Here is a 21349-nt window from a genome sequence, read left to right as displayed (position 1 = left end):
CGCTTCGGTCAATCTCAAAGCCAAATTGAAAGGATGCATTAGGTTACATCTAAACTGATCGATGGGTTCATACGAATCAACTGCAGCGGCCCAACTGCAACGACACAGTGCAACTCGCTCAATCAGCGAGGGGCAGCACTTCCACCTTGCGGATGTGCACTTTGCTGCCTGGGTCGTGTTGTTGAAATCCAAAGTATCCAGCGGGCCACGTCTTGGCGAAGTCCATGTATTCATAAAGCTCGTTGCCATCAACGGTGATCTTGATTTGCGTCATTTCGCGGTCACGCCAGACCCCGTCCTTGACTTCGACCTCATAGGTGAACCAACTGTCAGGTTTGACGTGTTGCTGATACACATGGCAGAAACCATACAACGATCCGGTGCGGATAGGATCTTTGTGAGTGCTATCGATTTGGGCTTCGTAACCTTCACGAAAGGAAGGTTTGCGAGTCGTGCGGAAATACATTCCTGAATTTCCCCCATCGTTAATCTTGGCTTCGATGCGGTAGCGAAAATTCTTATAGGTGTCTTGCGTATAAACCAACATGGATTGGGTTCCCGATCCAACCAGGTTGCCGTCAACGACTTCCCACAAACTGTCTTTCTTGCCAACTTTCTCCCAACCGTCTAGCGACTCTCCATCAAACAACGACTCCCACTGTTCACCCGCATCGGCTTCATTCGCGTCAACTGCGTCGTCCGCCTGAACGGGTGACACCGATAGCACCGCCGCAAAGCTCAGGACGAAAAGGCTGGAAAAGAAGGCGTGGGGAAAGCGTCGTTTCATATTGTTTCTCGTTTGCAACGGGGTATTAGCAATAGGGCAAGTCAATTGGCGAAGCACAACTAGGCGTGGGGAATATTAATTCGTTCGAAAACGTCAAAGCGGTCGGCACGGATGTTTTGTCGATCGCAAGCAAGCCATGAAACTTTAAATCATGAACCTTCGTGATTTCAGCTTTCTACCTACATCCATGGCTGTGACATGCAACAACGCACGAAGTCTGTTAACACATGGATGTGGCAATTGAAAGACGACAAAGGTTTCCGGTTACCTCAGTTTCGACTGCTGGGTTTCGACTGCTGGATTGTGGAGTGCAAAATATTGGTAGGAGCGAGAGCGGGAACGTCTTAAACGCAGCGGGGCATTCGCCCGGTGGTGCGTTCACGGCTCACCGATCCCACGCACCTCACACCATCAACCGCATCCAGTCAATTGGCGACTAGCCAATCGATAAGATGGCCAGTATATGAGATTGGCCGAGCGGCCACACGGAAACGACCCACTGGCCATCCACCGCAACTCGGAACCAGTGCCAAGCATATCGGGGAAGCCAAACCCCCAAAGGAAGCAGGGCTCCTTACGAGAGGTTTCCAACACACCGACGCCGACAGCGATCGCACTTATGTAATGGCACCAATGTCCCAAAACATAACAGCTAGATCGCAAAAAAAGCCGATTTTGGCGAGTTCGCTACATCGCTAGCACCTACATCGCCAGAAACCCAGACATGCGTCCGTCGTCTTGCCAACGGGTATTCTGGAGATATTTCGGACTGCATTGGTTTAGATTTCGGCCGTCCCGTTCATTGTTACAGGCCACTTTCCCGCGAAATTGCTTACAAGAACAACAGTGACGACCAATCCCAAAAACCGATTTCGCGGTTTGTTCATGAAACTTTCACCGTACTCATCCAAAATGAGTGAGTCCGTTCTCGACGTTATGCTCAACCTCCACTGCTCACACAGCGGATCGCGAGAGCAGCGGATCGCGAAAAAGAGGCCTAGCGATTGTTGCCGCCGAATCCGCCTCCGCCGAGATAGCCTAGCCACGGACGAAAGCCACTTAGTTCCACGGCACTGCTAATCCCCCAGCACTGCCCTCCCACCACGCCTTCCCCACCTCAACAGGACCTCCAGTTGGTTACCCGCCTTCCTTGCCGACTGTTTGCAATCACGACCATCTTCGCGACTTTTGTCGGCACCCCCGGCTACGCCAGATCCGAATCCACAAACGATTTGTCGTGCGATGTGGTTTGTTTCGGTGACAGCATCACCAACCGTGGTTATCCGGCGATCTTAGGATCCGCCCTTGGCGTACGATCGGTCAACGCTGGCGTCGGTGGAAACACGACCGCGAAAGGACTTCGACGAATTTCCAAAGACGTGATCGCTCGACAGCCCAAAGTCGTGGTGATTCTATTTGGAACCAACGACATGCGGGTTGACGCCCCGAACGTGCACGTTCCGGTGGCGAAGTATGAAGCGAACCTTCGTGACATGATTTCACAGTGCAAGCGTGTTGGTGCCAAGACGGTGATATGCAGTCCGCCTCCAATCACCCAGGAGATCTATTTCCAACGTCACGACAAGTCTGTCTTCGAACAAGTCGGCGGCCTGCCCCAACTGCTCGCCGACTATCGCGAGGCGGTCGTTCGAATCGCCAGCGACGAAGATCTCCCCTTTGTCGATCTCAATCAACTCTTAGTGGAAGACCCGGAGTGGCTTTCGAAAGACGGCGTCCATCCGAGTGAAACGGGTAACGCGTTGATAGCGAAGCACGTGGCGAAGACCGTCCGTCCGCTACTGAGTATCGATCGTCCGCAGGTTTCGGTCAATGAACGCAATCATCATTGCGACATCGTCGTTTACGGTGCGTCCAGTGCTGGCATCATCGCGGCAGTTCAGGCCGCTCGAATGAATCGCTCGGTTGTTTTACTCGAACCTAGCTCGCACATCGGCGGGCTGACAACGGGTGGTCTCGGCGCGACAGACATTGGCAATAAGAACGTAATCGGTGGGCTCAGCCGAGAGTTCTATTCGCGGGTTGCCAAGCATTACGCCAATGATGCGTCCTGGGTCCACGAAACCCGAGACGAGTTCTTCCAGCTTCGTTCCAAGCGGACAACGCTCGACGAAGTAATGCGAGCCAATGCGACGATGTGGACGTTCGAACCCCATGTGGCGATGAAGATTTTCAAAAACATGATGTCCGAAGTTGGCGTTGAAGTTCAAACCGAACATCGTCTCGCCAGTGTTGCCAAAGACGACAACCATATCACGTCCATCAAGACCGAGAATGGCAACGTTTACCTCGGCAAGATGTATATCGACGCGACCTACGAAGGCGACCTGATGGCTAAGGCGGGCGTCGACTACCACGTCGGTCGAGAAGCCAATGCGAAATACAACGAGACCCTCAATGGCATCCGAGACCGCACGCCAAAGAACCAAATTTACGGCGGCGTTGATCCTTACGTGATCCCCGGTGACGCAAAAAGCGGATTGATCCCTTTGATCCAGGATGGCGACGGCGGAAAACCTGGGGACGGTGATCACCGCGTCCAGGCCTACAACTTCCGACTTTGTTTTACCGATGTTCCATCCAATCGCATGCCGCTGATTCCGCCAGCGAATTACGATCCCGCTCGATATGAACTGGCTGCTCGCCGTGTCGAAAAGATTGTTCAGGCTGGCGCGACACCGCATATCAAACAATTTTGCAACCCGGTTTGGATGCCCAATCGAAAGACCGACATCAACAACTCGCAAGGCATCTCAACGGACCTAATCGGCGGCAACTACGAATACCCGGATGGCGACTACGCTACCCGCGACCAGATCTGGCAAGAGCACGAGGACTACATTCGTGGTTTTTGGTATTTCATGTCGACCAGTGATCGTGTTCCCGAAGAGTTGCGAAAAGAGTTTTTAGCCTTCGGTCCCTGCAAAGACGAATTCCAGAACACGAACGGCTGGCCAGCACAACTCTACGTTCGCGAAGCCCGGCGGATGATCGCTGCCTATGTGATGACGGAAGCGAATTGCCGTGGCAAACAAGTTGCCCAAGATTCCGTTGGCATGGCCGCGTACGGAATGGATTCTCACAATTGCCAACGAATCGTTCAAAACGGTGCCGCCCGCAACGAGGGCGACGTTCAACAACACGGCCTGAAGCCCTATCCGATCTCTTATAGAAGCGTAGTCCCGAAAAAAGCACAGTGCGACAACTTGGCCGTCCCCGTTTGCGTATCGGCATCGCATATCGCGTTTGGTTCCATTCGGATGGAACCCGTCTTTATGGTTCTCGGACAATCTGCGGCCATCGCCGCGTCACTCGCGATCGAACAAGATTCCCCCATTCAGGACGTGCCGTACAAGGCGTTTCACCAAGTCGCGATCGCGTCGGGGCAAGTCTTGAAGCTTCCCGTCAAGAAGTCCAGCAAACAAGCTTCCTCGCCAGTTCCATCTTCAGCGAAGTGGACCAATTTCGCCGGCGATAATAACTGGCACAGCGAAAAGAACTGGACTTCCCAAGCGATTCCCGATCACGCATCAAAGGTATTCATCGATCAAGCGGATCGTGACAAAGTCATCTTCAAAGAAGGCGAATCCGCTAACGTCATCTCGCTGTACATTGGCTCTGAGTCTGGGCGTGTTGGTACTCTCGAGGTCACCGGTGGCAAACTTCGCGCTACCGCGATCCCCACTCGCCACACACGCATCGGCATCGACGGTGGCGTTGGACAAATCATCCAAAGCGGCGGGAACGTTCAACTGAACGCACTTCAAATCGGCGTCGGCTATGGCTCTCGTGGAACGTACCATCTCACCGGCGGCCAACTCGCGATCACCCGTTTGATCAATAGCGAAACCGGAAGCATCGCAGTGGGCGAAAGTGTGCCAGAAGGCGGTGGCGTCTTGACCATCGCCGGGGGTTCCATACAAACGCGTTCAGGCGTCACGGTCGGCAAAACGGATAGCACCGGAGTGGTGAGCGTCGTCGGTTCCCAGTGCACTGCCATCACGATTGGCTCACGAAGCGATCATGATGGATTCTGGAACCAATATTCCGGCAGCACCCTTACCGTCACGATCGACAACCACGGCATCAGCCCGATCGAAATCGTTGGTGCCGCAGAATCAGCCGACGGCGGCAACGTTCATTTCCATAGCGGATCGATGATCGACGTTCACTTCAGCGGCGTTGCCCAAGCGGGCCAATGGGACGTGATGTCGTGGGATGGAACACTCACGAACGACGGACTCAAATTTTCGCCTGGTGTCGACACGGATGTTTGGGATTTTCAATTCGTCGATGCAGATCATTCCGGTACCCCAGACACCTTAAGAATTTCATTTCATTCCCAAGACGACTCGCCATCAGCAAGCGTTGATCTTCAATCGCTCGAAAAGAGCGACGGCGTTGTCATTCCTCGCTAACAATACAAACTGATGCCCCAATCTCTATCCTTGAGAGTTCCCATGAAGTTGAAAAAACTATCGCTAATCCTAGCGAGCAGTCTGTTACTCGCACCGAGCGTGACAACGGGCGAAGAAAAGACCGCCAACCCAGCGGCCCCGCATGCAACCGAAACCGCTGCTCAGCGTGACGCTCGCATGGAGTGGTGGCGAGAAGGTAAGTTCGGGATGTTCGTTCACTGGGGCATCTACTCAACAACCGGCGGTTTGTACAAAGGCCAAAAACTGCCTAACAGTGCCGAATGGATGATGGCTCGGGGCAAGATTCCCATCGCCGAATACGCGAAGTACGCTGACCAGTTCAACCCGACCAAGTTTGACGCGGATGAGTTTGTGGCTCGCGCAAAACAAGCCGGCATGAAGTACATCGTCATCACGGCCAAACACCACGATGGCTTCGCCATGTTTGGGTCCAAGTGCAATGACTACAACGTGGTCGACGCGACTCCCTACGGCCGCGACATCATGAAAGAACTCGCCGATGCGTGCCAAAAGCAAGATATCCGCTTCGGCTTCTATTACTCCCAAGCTCAAGACTGGCATCACCCCGGTGGCTTCGGAAACGGTTGGGACAAAACAATCGAGCGAGTCAGCAGCGACGAATACGTGATGAACAAAGCGGTTCCAGAAGTCAAGCAATTGCTAACCGACTACGGCCCAATCGGAATCTTCTGGTGGGACACGCCTCGTAAGATGAGCAAGGAATCTTTCGACGCTCTGCACTCACTGACCGGCATTCAAAAGAACGTTATCACGAACGATCGTTTGGGCGAAGGCTACATCGGCGACTACAAGACTTTCGAGCGTCACATTCCTTCCCAAGCTCCCGTGGGGAAGGACTGGGAAGTCTGCATGCCGATCAGTGGCAGTTGGGGATACAAGATTGGCGACAACGATTTCAAGTCAACCAAAACTTTAATTCGCAATCTGATTGAGATCGCCAGCATGGGTGGCAACTATCTACTGAATGTCAGCCCCACCGGCGAAGGCACACTGTTGCCGCCCGCCATCGAACGCCTCAAGCAAGTCGGCCAGTGGATGGAAGTCAACGGCGAATCCATTTACGGCACCGTGGCCAGCCCACTGGAAACATTGGATTGGGGACGCTGCACTCGCAAGGAAGCCAACGGCGAAACGACGTTGTACTTGCACGTTTATGACTGGCCAGCGGACGGCAAGCTGCTTGTCCCCGGCGTAAAGAACAACGTTCAATCAGCGTCAATGCTGGACGGTGGCGAGACGCTGCAAACCGAATCCACCGACGCCGGTATCGTTGTTTCGCTACCAGGCGAAGCCACTAACGAATACGCGAGCGTGGTGAAGTTAACTGTTGATGGAACCTTGGATGTTGAAGTCAGTCTGCCGACGTTCAACCGGAAGGGAAGCCTGGTCCTGACCGCCGACAAGGCTTACATCAACAATAACGAAGGTAGCCAAGACGCGGACATTCGCTTCCACGACGAGATCCCACACGTTGGTTATTGGTTGGATAACGAGGCATCGGTTGAGTGGGCGTTCCATACCGACGAAGCTGGTGAATTTGAGGTACGTGCAGTGCTTTCAGTTGATGCTCCGCAGACCAACTTTGTCGTTAACGTAGGCGACAATGCGGTTACTGCCGAAGTCAAATCAACCGGCGGCTACGGCAAATATCAAGAGAAAACGCTCGGCCGCCTTCAAATCAGCGAACCGGGCGACCACACCTTACGAGTTAAGCCGGTCGCGGATGCTTGGAATCCAATCAATTTGCGTCAGATCGAACTTCGGCGGCTTGAAAAGTAATCGTTCAAGGTTGTTCGACTTGAGAATCGTTACGCGTCCGTTCATCTGTTTCGCAAACAAATGAACGGACGTTTCATATGATGCGTGCAACATCAACACGCCTGATCCGACCGCTCACGACTTCATCAAAATAGTCGCGCAGTCCGCCCACCGAACTGCATACACTGTTGTACTTGATGCTCCAGTTAAGTTAATGCTCCGGTGCAGACAGGCGCCACGCTCTGGCTCCTAGGTCGCTTGTCCGCTACCTCAGGACTGACTATCGGTCGTTTCTCACATCGCTTCGAAACAAAATATTCCCCAAGGCCGCCCGATGATTTCCCCCACATGCATGTGGTCTAGCTGTCGACTTGCATTCGCAACCAGCTTGCTGGTCCTATGCGTCGTAAATCCTCTTCCTTCTCAAGCCGATGACGGCCCTTCGAAGCCAAACGTCTTGTTCCTGGTATCCGATGACCTTCGTCCGGATCTGGGATGCTACGGGAACGATATCATTCAAAGCCCGAACATTGACCGCTTAGCTGAACGAGGTGTTGTGTTCAATCGAGCATACTGTCAGCAAGCGGTCTGCTCGCCATCGCGATCTAGCGTGATGACCGGGTTACGCCCTGACAGCACGAAGGTCTGGGATCTGTCCACTCACTTTCGCAAAGCTGTCCCCGACGTCATTACCCTTCCCCAACTCTTTAAGCAGAACGGCTACACCAGCCGTGGCTTGGGAAAGATCTACCACGGGTCGCTGATCGATCCGCCGTCGTGGTCTTCCAAAGCGAAGGATCAAGAAAACGCGGCGATCCACTGTGCCATCGCAACAACGCTGGTCGCTCAACGCCCCACGCTAACGAAGAGCAAACGCGGCCCAGCGTTCCGCATCACCGACGATCCACCCAATGGCGGCGGTGAAGGGGAATTAGCTGACGAAGCTATCGCGGCCTTGCAGGAACTTAGCACCGCGAAGGATCCGTTCTTCTTGGCTGTTGGCTTCCACAAACCACACCTGCCATTCAATGTGCCCCGCGCCTACTGGGACAAGTACGATGGGGAATTGATCCCCATGGCAACAAACCGTTTCCTGCCTACCGACGCACCGGACTACGCATTGGTCGACCGCAACGAAATGTGGAATTACCGCGATGTCCCTGAAGTCGACCATCTTCCCAACGACTACGCTCGCAAACTGAAGCATGGTTACTATGCCGCGATCAGCTATATGGACGCTCAACTCGGGCGAGTCGTTGACGAAGTCGAACGCCTTGGCCTAACCGACAACACCATTGTCGTTCTGTGGGGCGATCACGGTTGGAAGCTCGGCGAACATGACCGCTGGTGCAAGCACAGCAACTTTGAAGACGATGCCCGCGCACCATTGATCATTTGTGCCCCCGGTATCGAAGCCGCCGGCCAAACCAGCAACGCGTTGGTTGAATTTATTGATATCTATCCGACTATCGCCGAACTCGCAGGCTTGAAATCGCCCGACCATGTGGAAGGTGCCAGCTTGCGACCGCTATTGGACGAACCAGACCTACAATGGAAAGACACGGCTTGGTCGCAATATCCCCGCACCGTCAAAGGCCAACGCTTGATGGGATACTCAGTGCGTACCGATCGTTATCGTTTTACTCGCTGGGTTAATCGCTATGACCATTCGAAAATCGACGCTCTGGAACTGTACGACCATCAGGTCGATCCGCAAGAGAACCACAACATCGCAAACGATCTGGCCAATGCGGCGATCGTAGCGGAACTGATGAAAATCGAACTTCCGTCCGAAGCCGAAGATCCACGCTAAACCGCACCGATCAACAACCGCATTTCCTTTAAGCGATGATCACAACCGTTCAACCCTACGATCAACAAGGAAACTACGCGGCGGAATCGATACGAATGGTGCGACTGAAGAGGTAGCGACAAGACTTCCAAATCAATGGGAGCCTCGTCTGGACTCGCCCAATTCGAATCCTGTTAAAATGCGAACTCTTAAGCAACGACCCAATTTTCAAGAACTGACACCATCTTGTCCCAACCGCAATTGAAGTAACTTCATGTTGAACTTAGAAGTGAGCCGCCTTATCAAAGGAATCTCTGTAGCCCTATGCCTGTTCGCTATCCCCTTACATGCAAAGGCAACTGCGGCTGAAAACAACCCGTCCAAACCAAACATCGTCTTCATCCTCGCTGACGATCTTGGCTACGGTGATGTCCAATGTTTGAACCCCGATCGCGGTAAAGTCCCCACACCGCACATGGACCAACTCGCGGAACAGGGGATGACGTTTAGCGACGCGCATAGCAGTTCATCGGTTTGCACTCCGACACGCTACAGCGTGCTAACGGGCCGATACAACTGGCGAACCCATCTGCAAAAAAGCGTGCTGTATGGTTTTGATGCACCATTGATTGCGAAAGATCGTTTGACCGTCGCCGGCTTCCTAAAGCAACACGGCTACACGACCGCGGTGATCGGAAAGTGGCACCTTGGCCTAGACATCCCGTTCACCGACGACACACCACTGAAGGGGCACAACCCGCAAAACATTGACTGGGATGCTCGTATCGATAACGGGCCGGTCGATCGAGGCTTTGATTACTTCTATGGCATCTCCGCATCTTTGGATATGCCGCCGTACATCTACATCGAAAACGATCACTTCGATGGCCGGGCAACAGCAACGAAAGCATTTAACCGCAAAGGCCCTGCCGAACCCGACTTCGAAGCCGTTGATGTCCTACCAACGATTGGCGAAAAAACGGTTCAATACATTCAACGACACGATGGTTCAAAACCTTTTTTCGCATACGTTCCCTTAACGTCACCACACACACCCATCCTGCCATCGAAAGAGTGGCAGGGAAAAAGCGAACTCGGTAAGTATGGCGATTTCGTGATGCAAACGGATGCCGTTGTGGGGCAGATCGTCGAAGCGATTGACCAAGCCGGCATCGCTGAAAATACGATCATCATCGTCACCAGCGACAACGGTTGCTCGAAGGCCGCCGGCATCAAGAACCTGCAGCCTCGAGGTCACTTCCCCAGTGCTCAATTCCGTGGATCCAAAGCGGACCTATGGGACGGCGGCCACCGCATACCTTTCTTCGTTCGCTGGAAAGGACACGTCACGCCGGGTTCGAAATCGGATCAAACAATTTGCCAAATTGATTTGATGGCCACATGTGCAGACTTGGTTGATTCAGCCATTCCCGACGGCGCGGGTGAAGACAGTGTTAGTTTCTTGCCCGCCCTCCACGGCGAGAAAATTCAATCAACTCGGGCCGGCTTGGTTCATCATTCCATCGGCGGCTACTTTGCTTACCGTCAAGGCAAATGGAAATTGTTGCTTTGCCGTGGATCCGGTGGTTGGTCATCCCCCAATGAGAACCGCGTTCCTCCCAACGCTCCTGAAGCTCAGCTTTACGACATGGAAGCAGACCCAGGCGAGCAGAACAACCTTTACACTCAGCAACCCGAGGTCGCAAACCGCCTACTGGCGTTACTTGAAGCTGACATCACCAACGGGCGAAGTACTCAAGGCGTTGAATCTAAAAACGATGTCGACCCAATCAAGGTTTGGAAGAATCGCAAGTAACGCCCTTGTGGGTATATCAACGTGACGTCGTCCTATGGTCCAGATGCCAAGATCGCCTGGAACACTGACGATGTCACGTTGCGTTGCAGCTGGCGAACGGCGACCACAGCAAGTGATCGCAACCAACAAGAACGATGCAGCTTAGTTGGCATACATCAATGTGTTCCAGGCTAGTGACGCACCACCACCTCGACGTCGTTTGCTACTTCCTCGCCGATCACGCCCGTCTCCATCGCTGCCTTCGCGTTTGCGGACATTGTCATCAAGATCCAGTTCTTGTGCACGCACCTTGAGCAAAGCTTGATGGGTAAAAGGAGCTTCGAGCTTCTGGCGGACGACGTAATGTCGATAGACGGTTTCGTACATCGGACGCAACCGGCCACGCGAATCGTCCGAGATGCGTTTGTAGTGGTAACGCCCTTCGAAACTACGATAAGGTTCATAGGGAACGTCATGACCCAGATTGTACTTCGCCGTGTATTCAAATCCTTTCAACAACCGGTTGTCTAGCTCACCGTAAAGATCAATACCTTGATGCCACGCTGTTTCGCACGTGTTGGCTAAAAATTCCAAGCCCATTTGAGTGTGAGCTTGGTCACGGCCTGTTTCTTGGCACTCGCCAAACTCGTTGAAATAATTACCGATCGCTCCGTTCCCTTTGCCGCGACGAAAATACGTTATCGCGGAATCAAACATCTCTTGATCCTCGAAATGCACTCCCATGGCAATCATGGTTTGCAACATCGACGCATCCCAATTGCCGTTCGCTGATGGGTAATAGTCTTGGATGACGGGAAACCAAATGTCGTACACCATTGTTCGGAATCGCTCTTGGTTCGCTTGGGGCCATCCATCCCAAGTGTGCTTTAGTAACTCCGCCGCGTTACAGAAAAGATGCCCGGTCATTCCGATCAACAGCTTGGCATCATGGTTCTCGATCGAACGCAATGTGGTCGACCAAGCGTCGATGATCTCCGCAGCCTTCTCCGCATGCGCCTCGTCATCGGTTAGCGTCCATGCGAGTGCATGCGTGTATGCTGCCTTCGCGTCTTGCGAATAGTCTGTTGAACCGATATCTGGCCGATTGCTTGCGCCCCGTTCGACGTTCGCCAATGGCTCCGGCTCCCAGCTTAAACTGCAATAGGACGAATCCGACAATTGTTGCCACGCGGTGAACCAGGGTTCCGCTCGTTCGGCAACGTTCTTTTTCACCCGTTCAATATCCGCTTGAGAATGCGAGATGCCGGGGTGAGTAAATACGTGTTTAGCACCCGAGCGTTGCGTCGATGCCTTCGATGCGACTGCGTTGGACACGCGATCCGTCTCGGCGTTTGCCGTACTATATAATGACGAAAAGCTGACGATGGCGATCGCAACAATGCCGACCAAACGGCTTTGACAAATACTCATATGGGACATCCCTCAAAGAGGAGCTTCTATTTTTGCAACTGCTAACAATACGTTCGCAGGAATGGAACTTGAATGGTTAAACGCCTACGGCGTCACGAAAACTGTTAATGAACCTCTTCGCTCATCGATTTCAAAACCTCAGAGCCTTGACCGTCGATCTCCATCAGAAACCGCACCAGGTCTAAGAACTGCTGCCGATTCGACAACGGATTGACCAGTCCCGCAGGCATCGCCGAGACCGTCCCCGTCTTAGAAAACTCAATATCGTCCTGTGGAATCTCGATTAACTTCCCACTTGCCGGATCACGCAACACAAGCACGTCATCGGATTCACTTTCCTTGAACCCCATCACCGTAGTGCCGTCGACGGTCACGACCATCTCTTGGGCGAATTCTTTTCGAATCTCTCGGGAGGGATGCAAAACAGCCTCAACCAAAAAGCGATCGTTGACACCCTCACGTTTTGCGGAAAGATCGGGCGCCAAGCGAGGACCGGTTGCGGGTTCATGACAATTTGCACAAGTCAGTGCGGGATTGAAGAAAAGGGCTGCGCCCGCAAGTGGGTTGCCCAACTTACGAGCCTCCATCGCCAACTCACCCGGATCGGCTTCGGCAAGGATTTGAGCCATCGACTCGGCCGGCTTTTCGTCAGCCGGCTTCCCAAGGATGGTCAATTCATGGATCGACCAATAAAGCTTGGGAGCTTTGCCTGTCTGCGTAATGCGAAGATGCCGAATTGGTTTCGGCAGATCCAGTTCGAGTTGCACGGTGGAGTCATCGCCAGCACCTTGAATCACCGGTTCACTCCAAACCTTACCGTCCATCGAAACCTGGACCGAATATCCGCGTGGATAATCCTTTGGCGATCTCCGAGAATCCATGACCAGTGACATCACCCGCTGAGGTTCTAAGAATTCAACAGAGAACCACATACCTGGCTTTTGATGTGCCGCCGAATCCCAACGAGTCTTTGGATCGCCATCGATAGCAAACGCCAACTTCTTCGCGTTGTGACTGGCGGTCAGCTTCCACAAGCTGCGATCCATTTCGGCCGGTGCGTAATAGCTGAGCTCTTCGAGCGTCCAAGGACCAATTCGTCCAGTCGATTCTTCTCGAATACGAGCGATATCGGATTGATTGATCAATGGAGCTTGGTTGCCCCATTGGTTGCGAATGTAGTTGCACACATCGGCGATCCACTGGTCATCATGAGCACCCATTGGCAACATGAGTCCGGCTGAATACGTCTTCTCATCAACTGGCCCCACCAAACCGTGCAATAGAATCCGCGACAGCCGTTCCTTGTGACCCAGCACGCGAGCGGAGCCTGCCAGCGGGGGCGCCAGAACAACGTCTTTTTGGTCAGGTGAAAACTGCCCTTTGCCGTCTGGGCCGTGACACTCGGTGCACAATGTCTTGTAAGTCTTAGATCCTCGCTGAACCGACTCAGCCAACTCGCGACTGCGGCGCCGCATCGCTTCCAACTTCCGTTGTTCGGCCAGAGCGGCCTCGCGGTTAGCGACAATCTGGCTACTCAAACCTTGAATTGCCTCGTTGCCCTGGTTTTCCAGAACAATTTGATTCGTAATCGCGCTGGCGTCCGGATGTTGGCCACGGCCGACGGACAACATCGTTTGGATCAAGACATCTGGATGGCTGTCTCGAGCCAACGCAGCGATGCCCGAGTCGAGGGAACGATCACTCGACATCAAGGGTTCGGCAATTCGCACCGCCGCACTGCGAACTCTCCAGTCGGGATCACCGAAGCAATTGCTCAACAATCCCGGATTGACACTATCGAGCCCTTCGAGCGTCCATAATGCGTGCAACCGAGCCAACGGATTCGAATCAGAAACAGCCATTTTGGCTAGCAAAGGCACCACGGACCGATCGCCGTGCAGCACAATCAGCTTTTGAGCTTCGCTCCGCCACCAACCGTTCGCGTGCGATAAGTGAGAAACAAGTTGCACCGGAGTCTCGTCCAGCATTCGTGGCTGCGGTCCACGCTGGGTTGTTTCATGTTCGACGCGAAAAATCCGGCCTCGTCCGATGTTCTTTTCCAACTCATATTCCTGGGCCACCTCTCGCAGATACGATCCCTTTCGTACCCAGTTTCCTTCCTGGATGATACCGCGGTACATGTCCACTAGATACAAACAACCGTCTGGTCCAGTCGCACTGTTGACCGGTCGGAAGTTGGGGTCCGTCGCCGCGATGAACTCTGACTTTTCGTAAGCATTCGAAAGCACGATCCGCCCCTGGTCGTTGGTCGCTTTCGCTCGCCGCACCAATCGGCCAACTGGTTCCGGGATCAGAAGATCGCCATAAAAATCTTCCGGCATTTGATTGCCGCGATAGATGGATTGACCACAACAAGCTGTGAAGATGGTTAGCGAGTTGTCCTCGCGAATTCGCTTTGGACCACCCTGCACATCCGGCACATTGTCGATCGGAAAAACTTCTCGAAAGCCGCTGGCCTGCTCACCCTTGAGGGCGAGTTTTCCATAAATGATCGGTCGCTGAAAATCCATCGCCGGATTCTCGCCGCCAGCGGTTGAGTAATAGATCCGGCCAACGTCATCATGCGTTAACCCCCACTGCCCCGAACCATGTGGCATGGGTTCTCGCACCACTTTGCCATTGGTGAACCGAATCCGCTCGTGGGTGTAGGTCGCATACAACCAGTTGTCGATGTTCCAAATCAACCCGCTGGTTTGGTGTTCCAGATTGTTTCCAACCCGACCTCGCTCGCACCACATCTCGACTTGATCGGCTACTCCATCGTCATCGGTGTCCCGATAGCTCTTCAGGTCCAGCGTATTGGTTTCACCAATGATCACTTGATCCAATAGCGGCAACACCATCCTGGGTAACGACAGATTGTCCGCAAACACCGTGTGCCTGTCATAGACACCGTCGTTGTCGGTATCTTCGTGGCGAGATACTCGACTGGTCGGCTTCAACTGGTCCCGACCGTCGATATCTTGCATGTAGGTACGCATCTCGACCACGTACATCCGGCCGTTGCCGTCCCAAACCGCGGCAACAGGCTCGCTGATTTCGGGCTCCGTCAATACGGGCACGACTTTGTACCCAGGTTGCACCTTCATCGTCGCGATCGAATCCGCAGGCGAAAGCGGCGGTGCCTTGGAACTTACTTCACCCGCAAGCACATCGCTTTGAACCAACACGGCCCACATGAAAGTGAGACAGCCAATTTTACAAACGAACTTCATATCTCAGTACAAACCAACAAGAAATCAAGATGCATCAACGATCGCTTCGATAGAGGCTGTGCCCCGCGATCATCAAAGGCAAGCAATCAATCTTCCCAGTACCGATTCGCCGATCAATTCGTTTTCATGCTTACCGCATACTGGCCGACGGTTGAAACTCGAAGCGTGTCAGGCTCACCGGACGCGTCGGTATCGACAAACTCGAACGACCATCGATTCTGATCGACCTCGCGGGCGAATCGAAGACCTCGGTCCACAAGTTTGCCTTCCCACTTCATCACGTCCCACGAACCAGGCTTCGGTTCACTTGCGAAGTCAACATGCAGCAATGCTCCATCCGCGAACGTCACGTCGCCGCCACCGTCGTCACCGACTTCCACAATCGAAATGGTACTGAGTCCTTCCTCGTCAATGATAGCCTGCAGCGTACTACCGGCATTCTGGACCCAGAATCCATCACCGTCATGAAATTCACCAATTTCAATCGCTTCGGTGCCCGAGCCTAAGACTCGGAAAGTCCCAGTGCCTTCAAGGTTCCCTAGAGTCACCCCACGACGCATCTGCAGACGTCCGCCTGAGATCTCGAAAACACCAAAACCGTGTTTGCTACCGACTTCCATCGAGTTTCCGTGATTGACTGCTCGCTGGAGATTCAGCTTACCGCCACTCATTCGATAGACACCGGTTGAACCTTGATCGAGCCCGATTTGCAGAGCATTCAGCTTCAAGATACCAGCGGTCTGGTTAACGGTCCCATGTCCCCCGGCGACCCCAACACGGCAATGCCGGTCGGCGTTACGGTCCGCCCTTAGCGACCCACCAACGATCTCGAGACTTCCAACCTTCGACGGAGCCGAGCCCACGTAAACCGCGTTAAGATTCGCAGTCGCTTCTTCACTGATGACGACCTTATCGTTCCTAGCACGATCGATCCGTACCAAGTCATGATCGGACGGCAAATTGCCACCACACCAATTACTTGGATCTTCCCATCGGCCTGTACGACCGCCATTGTTCCAATACACGCTGCCGAGTTCTTGGAAAGCTAAAATTTCCTCAGTGTCCAAGGCCCGGTCAAAGACCACGAACTCATCGATCCGGCCATTGAAGTTGCGAACAGGATTGCCAAGGGTGGCCACAGGTTGTGATCCATTGCCAATTTCGACGTGCCCCAATTGCAACAGCCCCGATTGATCCAGCTCGCCTGGACGGATCGCTTCGACCGATACAAGAACGCCATTAAGGTACTGCCGAACGGTGCCTTGGGCAGCGTCCCAAACAAACGCGAGCTGCATCCAGCTGCCGAACTGTTCGTTGCGGAACACCGGTGGGCTGATGTAGTCATCCATCTCGTCATCAAGCGTGCTCTTGCGACGCCCCAGTGACAAACGGCCTTCCCTTTGGCCTTTTCTCGCGATTTGCCAATGGATATCACCTGGTAGCACCGCTGCCGTTGAAAGCAGCGTGTTAACCAAACCATCCATCGAATCCAATCGCACCGATGCCACGCAGGTTAACGTGGAATATTCGCCTGGCAAAGAAAACCGAATTCGATCGGACATATTTTTTAGATCGACAGCTCCTTTGCCGGGCCATCGCCCTTGAGTCCAATCGCAACCAATGATGGTGCCATCAGTGGACCGGTCCGATTCCGACGCCAAGTTTGGCAAAATAGTGTCACCGCGGTTGGTGCGGTTGAAGTCAAAATAGAGCAGGCAGTTTTCGTCCTTGGAAATGCTATCGCGACGGCGTTCCCAAGCCTTTCGGCGTTCGATGTTGATATCGCGAGATTCTGAACGAACCCGCGAGTTAGAGATAAAGGCCTTCGCCTTGGACGGAATTTCTTGATAGTCACCTTCATCCGCGACAAGCAATGACTGGCCGGAGCTTAACTCGCGGTAGAAAGAAGTATTCAGTGGCGACGTCACCTCGACCGGCGACATCACCTGAACCATCCCTTCAATCACATGAATTTCGGTCTCTTGGTTGGCGGCTACTTCCATTCCAAAAACGGTGCCGCGATCAATGACCCGCACGTGCGGTGCATGAACGCAAAACCCAACCGCTGGCGGCGGAACATCCACTCGCAACCGCCCGCGAGCGCATCGCACTTCCATTTCGTCAATGATCTGAAGAGTGGCTGGCCCTTCGATCACCATCAAAGCACCACGTCGCGTTTGAATTTCAACCAAACCACTGTCGAATTCCAGCGTACACGCCTTCAACGGCTCACCCACCGAAGGAGCTTTACCAGCACCACTCCACTGCACGCCGATCGATCGCCGCACAAGCGCGACCCAAGCTTCCTGTTGAACGAGTTGACTGACATCCGCCGTAGTCCGCGACGCCATCACTTGGCTCAAATCCCCACGACCGGGGTTCCGCATCGACTCTTGTCGCAATGACCAAAGTCCGGTCGCTACCAACATGCACGCGGCAACAATCCAGCCCATCCACGAAACCCCTCGTTCCATCCACTTGGATTGGGAACGCCGAGATCGCTGAACGGTTACATCAGGCTGGGAAGGACGAACCAAGCTCGGCTTGCTTTCGACCTTAGGAAGTGTTTCTTCATCAGCCGCGGGCGAAGTCTCGAACCGACTGCCCCAACTCTCTTGGCCCCATTGGCGAAGCATGCTATTCGTCTTGGCACATTGCCAGAACCGCTCTCGCGCCTCAGGCGACGCCAACAGCATCCGTTCCAATTCCGCTTTCGTTTCAGCGGTCAGCCCTTCATCGAGATATCGACTCAGCAGCATCTCTAATCGTTGGTAGTCCATGGTGTTAAACTCCATTCGTTTTCAAACGGCTGCCGATACATTTCTCTAAAGCGCTTCGTGCTCGCGAAAGCATCACGTACACGGAATCTGTCGTCCAACCAAGCATCGAGGCGATCTCTGCCGCGCTATGCGCTCGGCAATATCGCAACTCAATAGCTCGCCGAGTCGACGGCATCAATGACTCCAAACAGGCAGCCAAAGCGACCAATCGCTCGCCCTCGATATCGTTCGCCGATGGCGTGTGTACCGAACACAAGGCTTCAACGACCTCAGGCGACAAGACCGCCGTCGACTTCGCCCCCGATGCTCGGCACTCTTCTAAAACCTTGTATCTCGCGATCGTGCAGGCCCACGACGCAAAGTCTGTCTCAGGAACAAACTCATCCGCCTTCGCCGAGATGGTCAGGAACGTTTCCTGCAACACATCATCCGCCCGGCTCATATTGGGCAACAGGCTCAGGATAAAGCCTCGGATCAGTGGTGAGTTCAAGATAAACAATCGGTGAACCTGGTCTCGGTGTGATAGTTCGATGTCGCTCAATCCAGTCCTCGCCTATTTCGATTTACAGAACACTCACGACCAGCAGGCATGTGGTCCAAGCTATTCATGCTCCAAGCAGCACTAGACATCTCAGCGATTCACGCACCGAATCCTTTACCCAGCGACAAGCAAGCACTCCGCCAAGATACGCAGAGCACCCACACAACACCGCCAGGCTGTCTAGTCTAAAGCAGAAAACCGCGACGACACTCTCCAAGAGCGTCCCGAAGCTTCTCTGCTTCCTGGTTATACACACATTTCTAACGGTGCACTTCCAAGTCAACCTGTTCGAAATCTTAGCATCAACTCACCCAACGAACTGACCGCCCAGTGGCTTGCCAAACCGGCAAACAACCGTCCGCCAAAGCTCCCGTCGCCCCCAGAATAACCAACTCCACGACATGAAAGCCGTCCATTCCAGGTTCCACGTCGAAACTGCAATAGTCGATTCAGGATTGCCCCACCTCAGAATAAAAGTCTCTCGAGAATTCTGAAATCAGGCGGGTCCGGAGTCAAACCAAGGCAACCGACACAAAAGCACGTTCAGAGCGTTGCGTAAACATCGCTGTTGTAAAATGGGGATACATGCGAAAATCTAAACACGAAACACCGAAAATTTCTAAAATATTGGTGTCTGCGACCCGGGATTTAACTCACCGGCGCCCGATCGCTTGGCTTTTACGGTCGCAAGTAATTGCCGAGCCAGTCGTGTGAATACGCGATAGGACCAGAGCTTACGGTACCTAAACTATCTTTCACACCGGATAGAGTCGCCTTCAGCCCCGAAGCGACTCTATCAAGCCCTCCCCACATCATATTGTGTGATCGATAGAGCGGCGGTTGCGACAACATGAGCCGTATAGCGAAACCAACTCTGTACCAAAGGTCCCCTTCTTTACCCATCGCTCTATCTCCGGCATCCGAGGCCGATCCAACCGGCAAAGCTACCCTCTTCAGTTCATCCTAACGCCACTTCGTTGCCAGCTTCTTGTGCCCAACCCAGGATTCCTTGGACCGACTTTCAAATAGCTAGAAAGCGGCACCGTTCACGAGCAACCGCAACTTCGGTTCCCTGTTCACTCATGCGATCGGAAAGCAATCTGTTCGGACTCAGCGAAAAAACACGCCGGTTGCCTGGCCACTCAATTTACTTCAAGGACTAACGCATCCGATGCGACCACCAATCACGCTGCTACTACTGGGATCCCTATGTTACTGCTGCCTTGCCAATGGGGGCGAAACGGCAGGCGTCAATCAACCCAATGTGATCTTCATCAAGACAGATGACCAACGGTTCGATTCACTAAGCATGACCGGCCATCCAGTCACTCAAACGCCTAACATCGATCGCCTTGCGAAGGACGGCGTCTTCTTTGAGCACGCATTCATTACCAGCCCTATTTGCGGGCCAAGTCGCGCCAATTTTTTCACCAGCCAATGGGAACGTAAGAACCGAGTCGGATTCTCATACGTGTCCAAAAACTTCGTTTCCAAAGATCTGTTCGACAACAGTTGGTTGATGCAGTTAAAGAAAGCCGGGTACGTCACCGCGTATGTGGGCAAACACCACACGTCGATCGGCCCGATCAAAGAACGTAATCAATACATGAAGGAAAGCCTCGACTTCTGTTACATGCGCAGCGGCCATTTAGGTTTCAATCTGGCTCGCCACAAGGAATTCAAGAACCTAAAAAACCCAACCCAGATTGAAGGAATCTTCGAAGCGACCGAAGCGTTCATGCAGCCCGGTAAAGAGAAGGACTATTTCTTCGACGACGCCGACGCGTCCGTGAAAGATTTCCTGAACCGGCGAGACACACAAAAACCATTTTGTCTGTCGGTCAACTTCAATCTTCCTCACGCTGCCAGCATCGGTGGGATGGGCAGCGGAGCCAACGATCCGGAAATCTACAAGACACTCTACAACGACGTGCAGGATCAATTCCTTTTTCCCGAAGGCTATCCAGTCCGCGAAACCGGGCTCCCTGAAACCGTCTTCACGAAGGACGACTTGATGCCGTACTACCGGCACGATAATCGGAAAGCTTTTCTAAGTACGAAGACTCGCATGGCCCGCGCCGTGACCGGCATCGACCGCTTCGTAGGTAAACTTCGCAACGACTTGGACGAACTCGGCGTCGCGGACAACACCATCATCTTCTTCATCTCGGACCATGGCTTGCTGCTAGGCGAACATGGACTTGGCGGTAAAACCTTTCTGTACGACGAATCGATCCGGGTTCCCCTAATCGTTTACTCGCCTCACTTTTCAAACGACGTACGCGGTACCACCGTTAAAGAATTGGTTGTTGGTCAGGACGTGCCTGCAACGATGCTGGATCTATGTGGACTGCCAATCCCAAACACTTACCAAGGACAAAGTTTGGTTCCGCTGATCCAAGGCAATGCGGAAAACTGGCGTCAGGAAGTCTTTTGCGAAAACCTGTTCACCGACCAGGGATACCCGCGAATGGAATCGGTCCGCAGTGATGAATGGAAATACATTCGCTACTTTTCGCGAGACGATGACCGATTGCAGTACCTACCCGATGCATCGATCCATGGCGAGCAACCGATCCACGAAGAACTGTTTCACTTATCCGTCGATCCGAAAGAACAAACCAACCTCGCTCAGGCTCCGGAATTCCAAGCTGTGTTGGCAAAGTATCGAACCCGTTGCCAAGAGTTGGTGACCGAACTGGCGAAGTGACCATGCTGGCTTTTTTGGTCAGTTTTCTTTAGTCAGCCGTC

Annotated in this window: 10 protein-coding genes; 5 read left to right on the top strand and 5 right to left on the bottom strand. The window is 53.4% G+C overall.

Annotation, left to right across the window (positions count from 1 at the left end):
• Nucleotides 1-118 precede the first annotated feature (118 nt).
• The gene (locus ACR3ZL_RS11385) at nt 119-787 is read right to left on the bottom strand and encodes a 3-keto-disaccharide hydrolase (RefSeq protein ID WP_473653037.1); all 669 of its coding nucleotides are present in this window, start codon (nt 785-787) and stop codon (nt 119-121) included.
• A 1133-nt stretch (nt 788-1920) separates the two neighbouring features.
• On the opposite strand from ACR3ZL_RS11385, the gene ACR3ZL_RS11380 reads away from it, so the two are divergent.
• The 4 genes from ACR3ZL_RS11380 (at nt 1921) to ACR3ZL_RS11365 (ending at nt 10631) form a co-directional block, all read left to right on the top strand.
• Nucleotides 1921-5223, top strand: a complete 3303-nt coding sequence (locus tag ACR3ZL_RS11380) for an FAD-dependent oxidoreductase (RefSeq protein ID WP_486173465.1) — start codon at nt 1921-1923, stop codon at nt 5221-5223.
• Between the two features lie 42 nt (nt 5224-5265).
• A complete protein-coding gene (locus tag ACR3ZL_RS11375) occupies nt 5266-7044 on the top strand; it encodes an alpha-L-fucosidase (RefSeq protein WP_473653040.1) in 1779 nt (592 codons plus the stop codon).
• A 313-nt stretch (nt 7045-7357) separates the two neighbouring features.
• Nucleotides 7358-8836: a sulfatase gene (locus ACR3ZL_RS11370; protein ID WP_473653041.1), complete on the top strand. Its 1479-nt coding sequence runs from the start codon at nt 7358-7360 to the stop codon at nt 8834-8836.
• Nucleotides 8837-9089: 253 nt separating this feature from the next.
• Nucleotides 9090-10631: a sulfatase family protein gene (locus ACR3ZL_RS11365; protein WP_473653042.1), complete on the top strand. Its 1542-nt coding sequence runs from the start codon at nt 9090-9092 to the stop codon at nt 10629-10631.
• 141 nt (nt 10632-10772) lie between these two features.
• Here the strand turns inward: ACR3ZL_RS11365 and ACR3ZL_RS11360 are convergent, their stop codons facing one another.
• The 4 genes from ACR3ZL_RS11360 to ACR3ZL_RS11345 form a co-directional block, all read right to left on the bottom strand.
• Nucleotides 10773-12041, bottom strand: coding sequence for an alginate lyase family protein (locus ACR3ZL_RS11360; protein ID WP_473653043.1), 1269 nt, complete (start codon nt 12039-12041; stop codon nt 10773-10775).
• Between the two features lie 104 nt (nt 12042-12145).
• Entirely contained in the window at nt 12146-15241 is a 3096-nt protein-coding gene (locus tag ACR3ZL_RS11355; RefSeq protein ID WP_486173464.1) for a DUF7133 domain-containing protein, read from the bottom strand.
• A 149-nt stretch (nt 15242-15390) separates the two neighbouring features.
• Nucleotides 15391-18057 (bottom strand): LamG-like jellyroll fold domain-containing protein, encoded by a 2667-nt coding sequence (locus ACR3ZL_RS11350; protein WP_473653046.1) that lies wholly within the window; start codon nt 18055-18057, stop codon nt 15391-15393.
• 4 nt (nt 18058-18061) lie between these two features.
• Nucleotides 18062-18598 (bottom strand): sigma-70 family RNA polymerase sigma factor, encoded by a 537-nt coding sequence (locus ACR3ZL_RS11345; RefSeq protein ID WP_473653047.1) that lies wholly within the window; start codon nt 18596-18598, stop codon nt 18062-18064.
• 1171 nt (nt 18599-19769) lie between these two features.
• On the opposite strand from ACR3ZL_RS11345, the gene ACR3ZL_RS11340 reads away from it, so the two are divergent.
• A complete protein-coding gene (locus ACR3ZL_RS11340) occupies nt 19770-21308 on the top strand; it encodes a sulfatase-like hydrolase/transferase (protein ID WP_473653048.1) in 1539 nt (512 codons plus the stop codon).
• Nucleotides 21309-21349 lie beyond the last annotated feature (41 nt).

The sequence above is a fragment of the Rhodopirellula sp. J20-39 genome (assembly GCF_057365095.1).
Note: the sequence above shows the minus strand (reverse complement) of the source record. Positions and strands in the feature narration are given on the sequence as shown.

Excerpts from the sequence above, each read along its gene's own strand:
- ACR3ZL_RS11360 (WP_473653043.1), bottom strand. The coding sequence starts at position 12,041 with ATGAGTATTTGTCAAAGCCGTTTGGTCGGCATTGTTGCGATCGCCATC.
- ACR3ZL_RS11385 (WP_473653037.1), bottom strand. The coding sequence starts at position 787 with ATGAAACGACGCTTTCCCCACGCCTTCTTTTCCAGCCTTTTCGTCCTG.
- ACR3ZL_RS11375 (WP_473653040.1), top strand. The coding sequence starts at position 5,266 with ATGAAGTTGAAAAAACTATCGCTAATCCTAGCGAGCAGTCTGTTACTC.
- ACR3ZL_RS11365 (WP_473653042.1), top strand. The coding sequence starts at position 9,090 with ATGTTGAACTTAGAAGTGAGCCGCCTTATCAAAGGAATCTCTGTAGCC.
- ACR3ZL_RS11350 (WP_473653046.1), bottom strand. The coding sequence starts at position 18,057 with ATGGACTACCAACGATTAGAGATGCTGCTGAGTCGATATCTCGATGAA.
- ACR3ZL_RS11355 (WP_486173464.1), bottom strand. The coding sequence starts at position 15,241 with ATGTGGGCCGTGTTGGTTCAAAGCGATGTGCTTGCGGGTGAAGTAAGT.
- ACR3ZL_RS11340 (WP_473653048.1), top strand. The coding sequence starts at position 19,770 with ATGCGACCACCAATCACGCTGCTACTACTGGGATCCCTATGTTACTGC.
- ACR3ZL_RS11370 (WP_473653041.1), top strand. The coding sequence starts at position 7,358 with ATGATTTCCCCCACATGCATGTGGTCTAGCTGTCGACTTGCATTCGCA.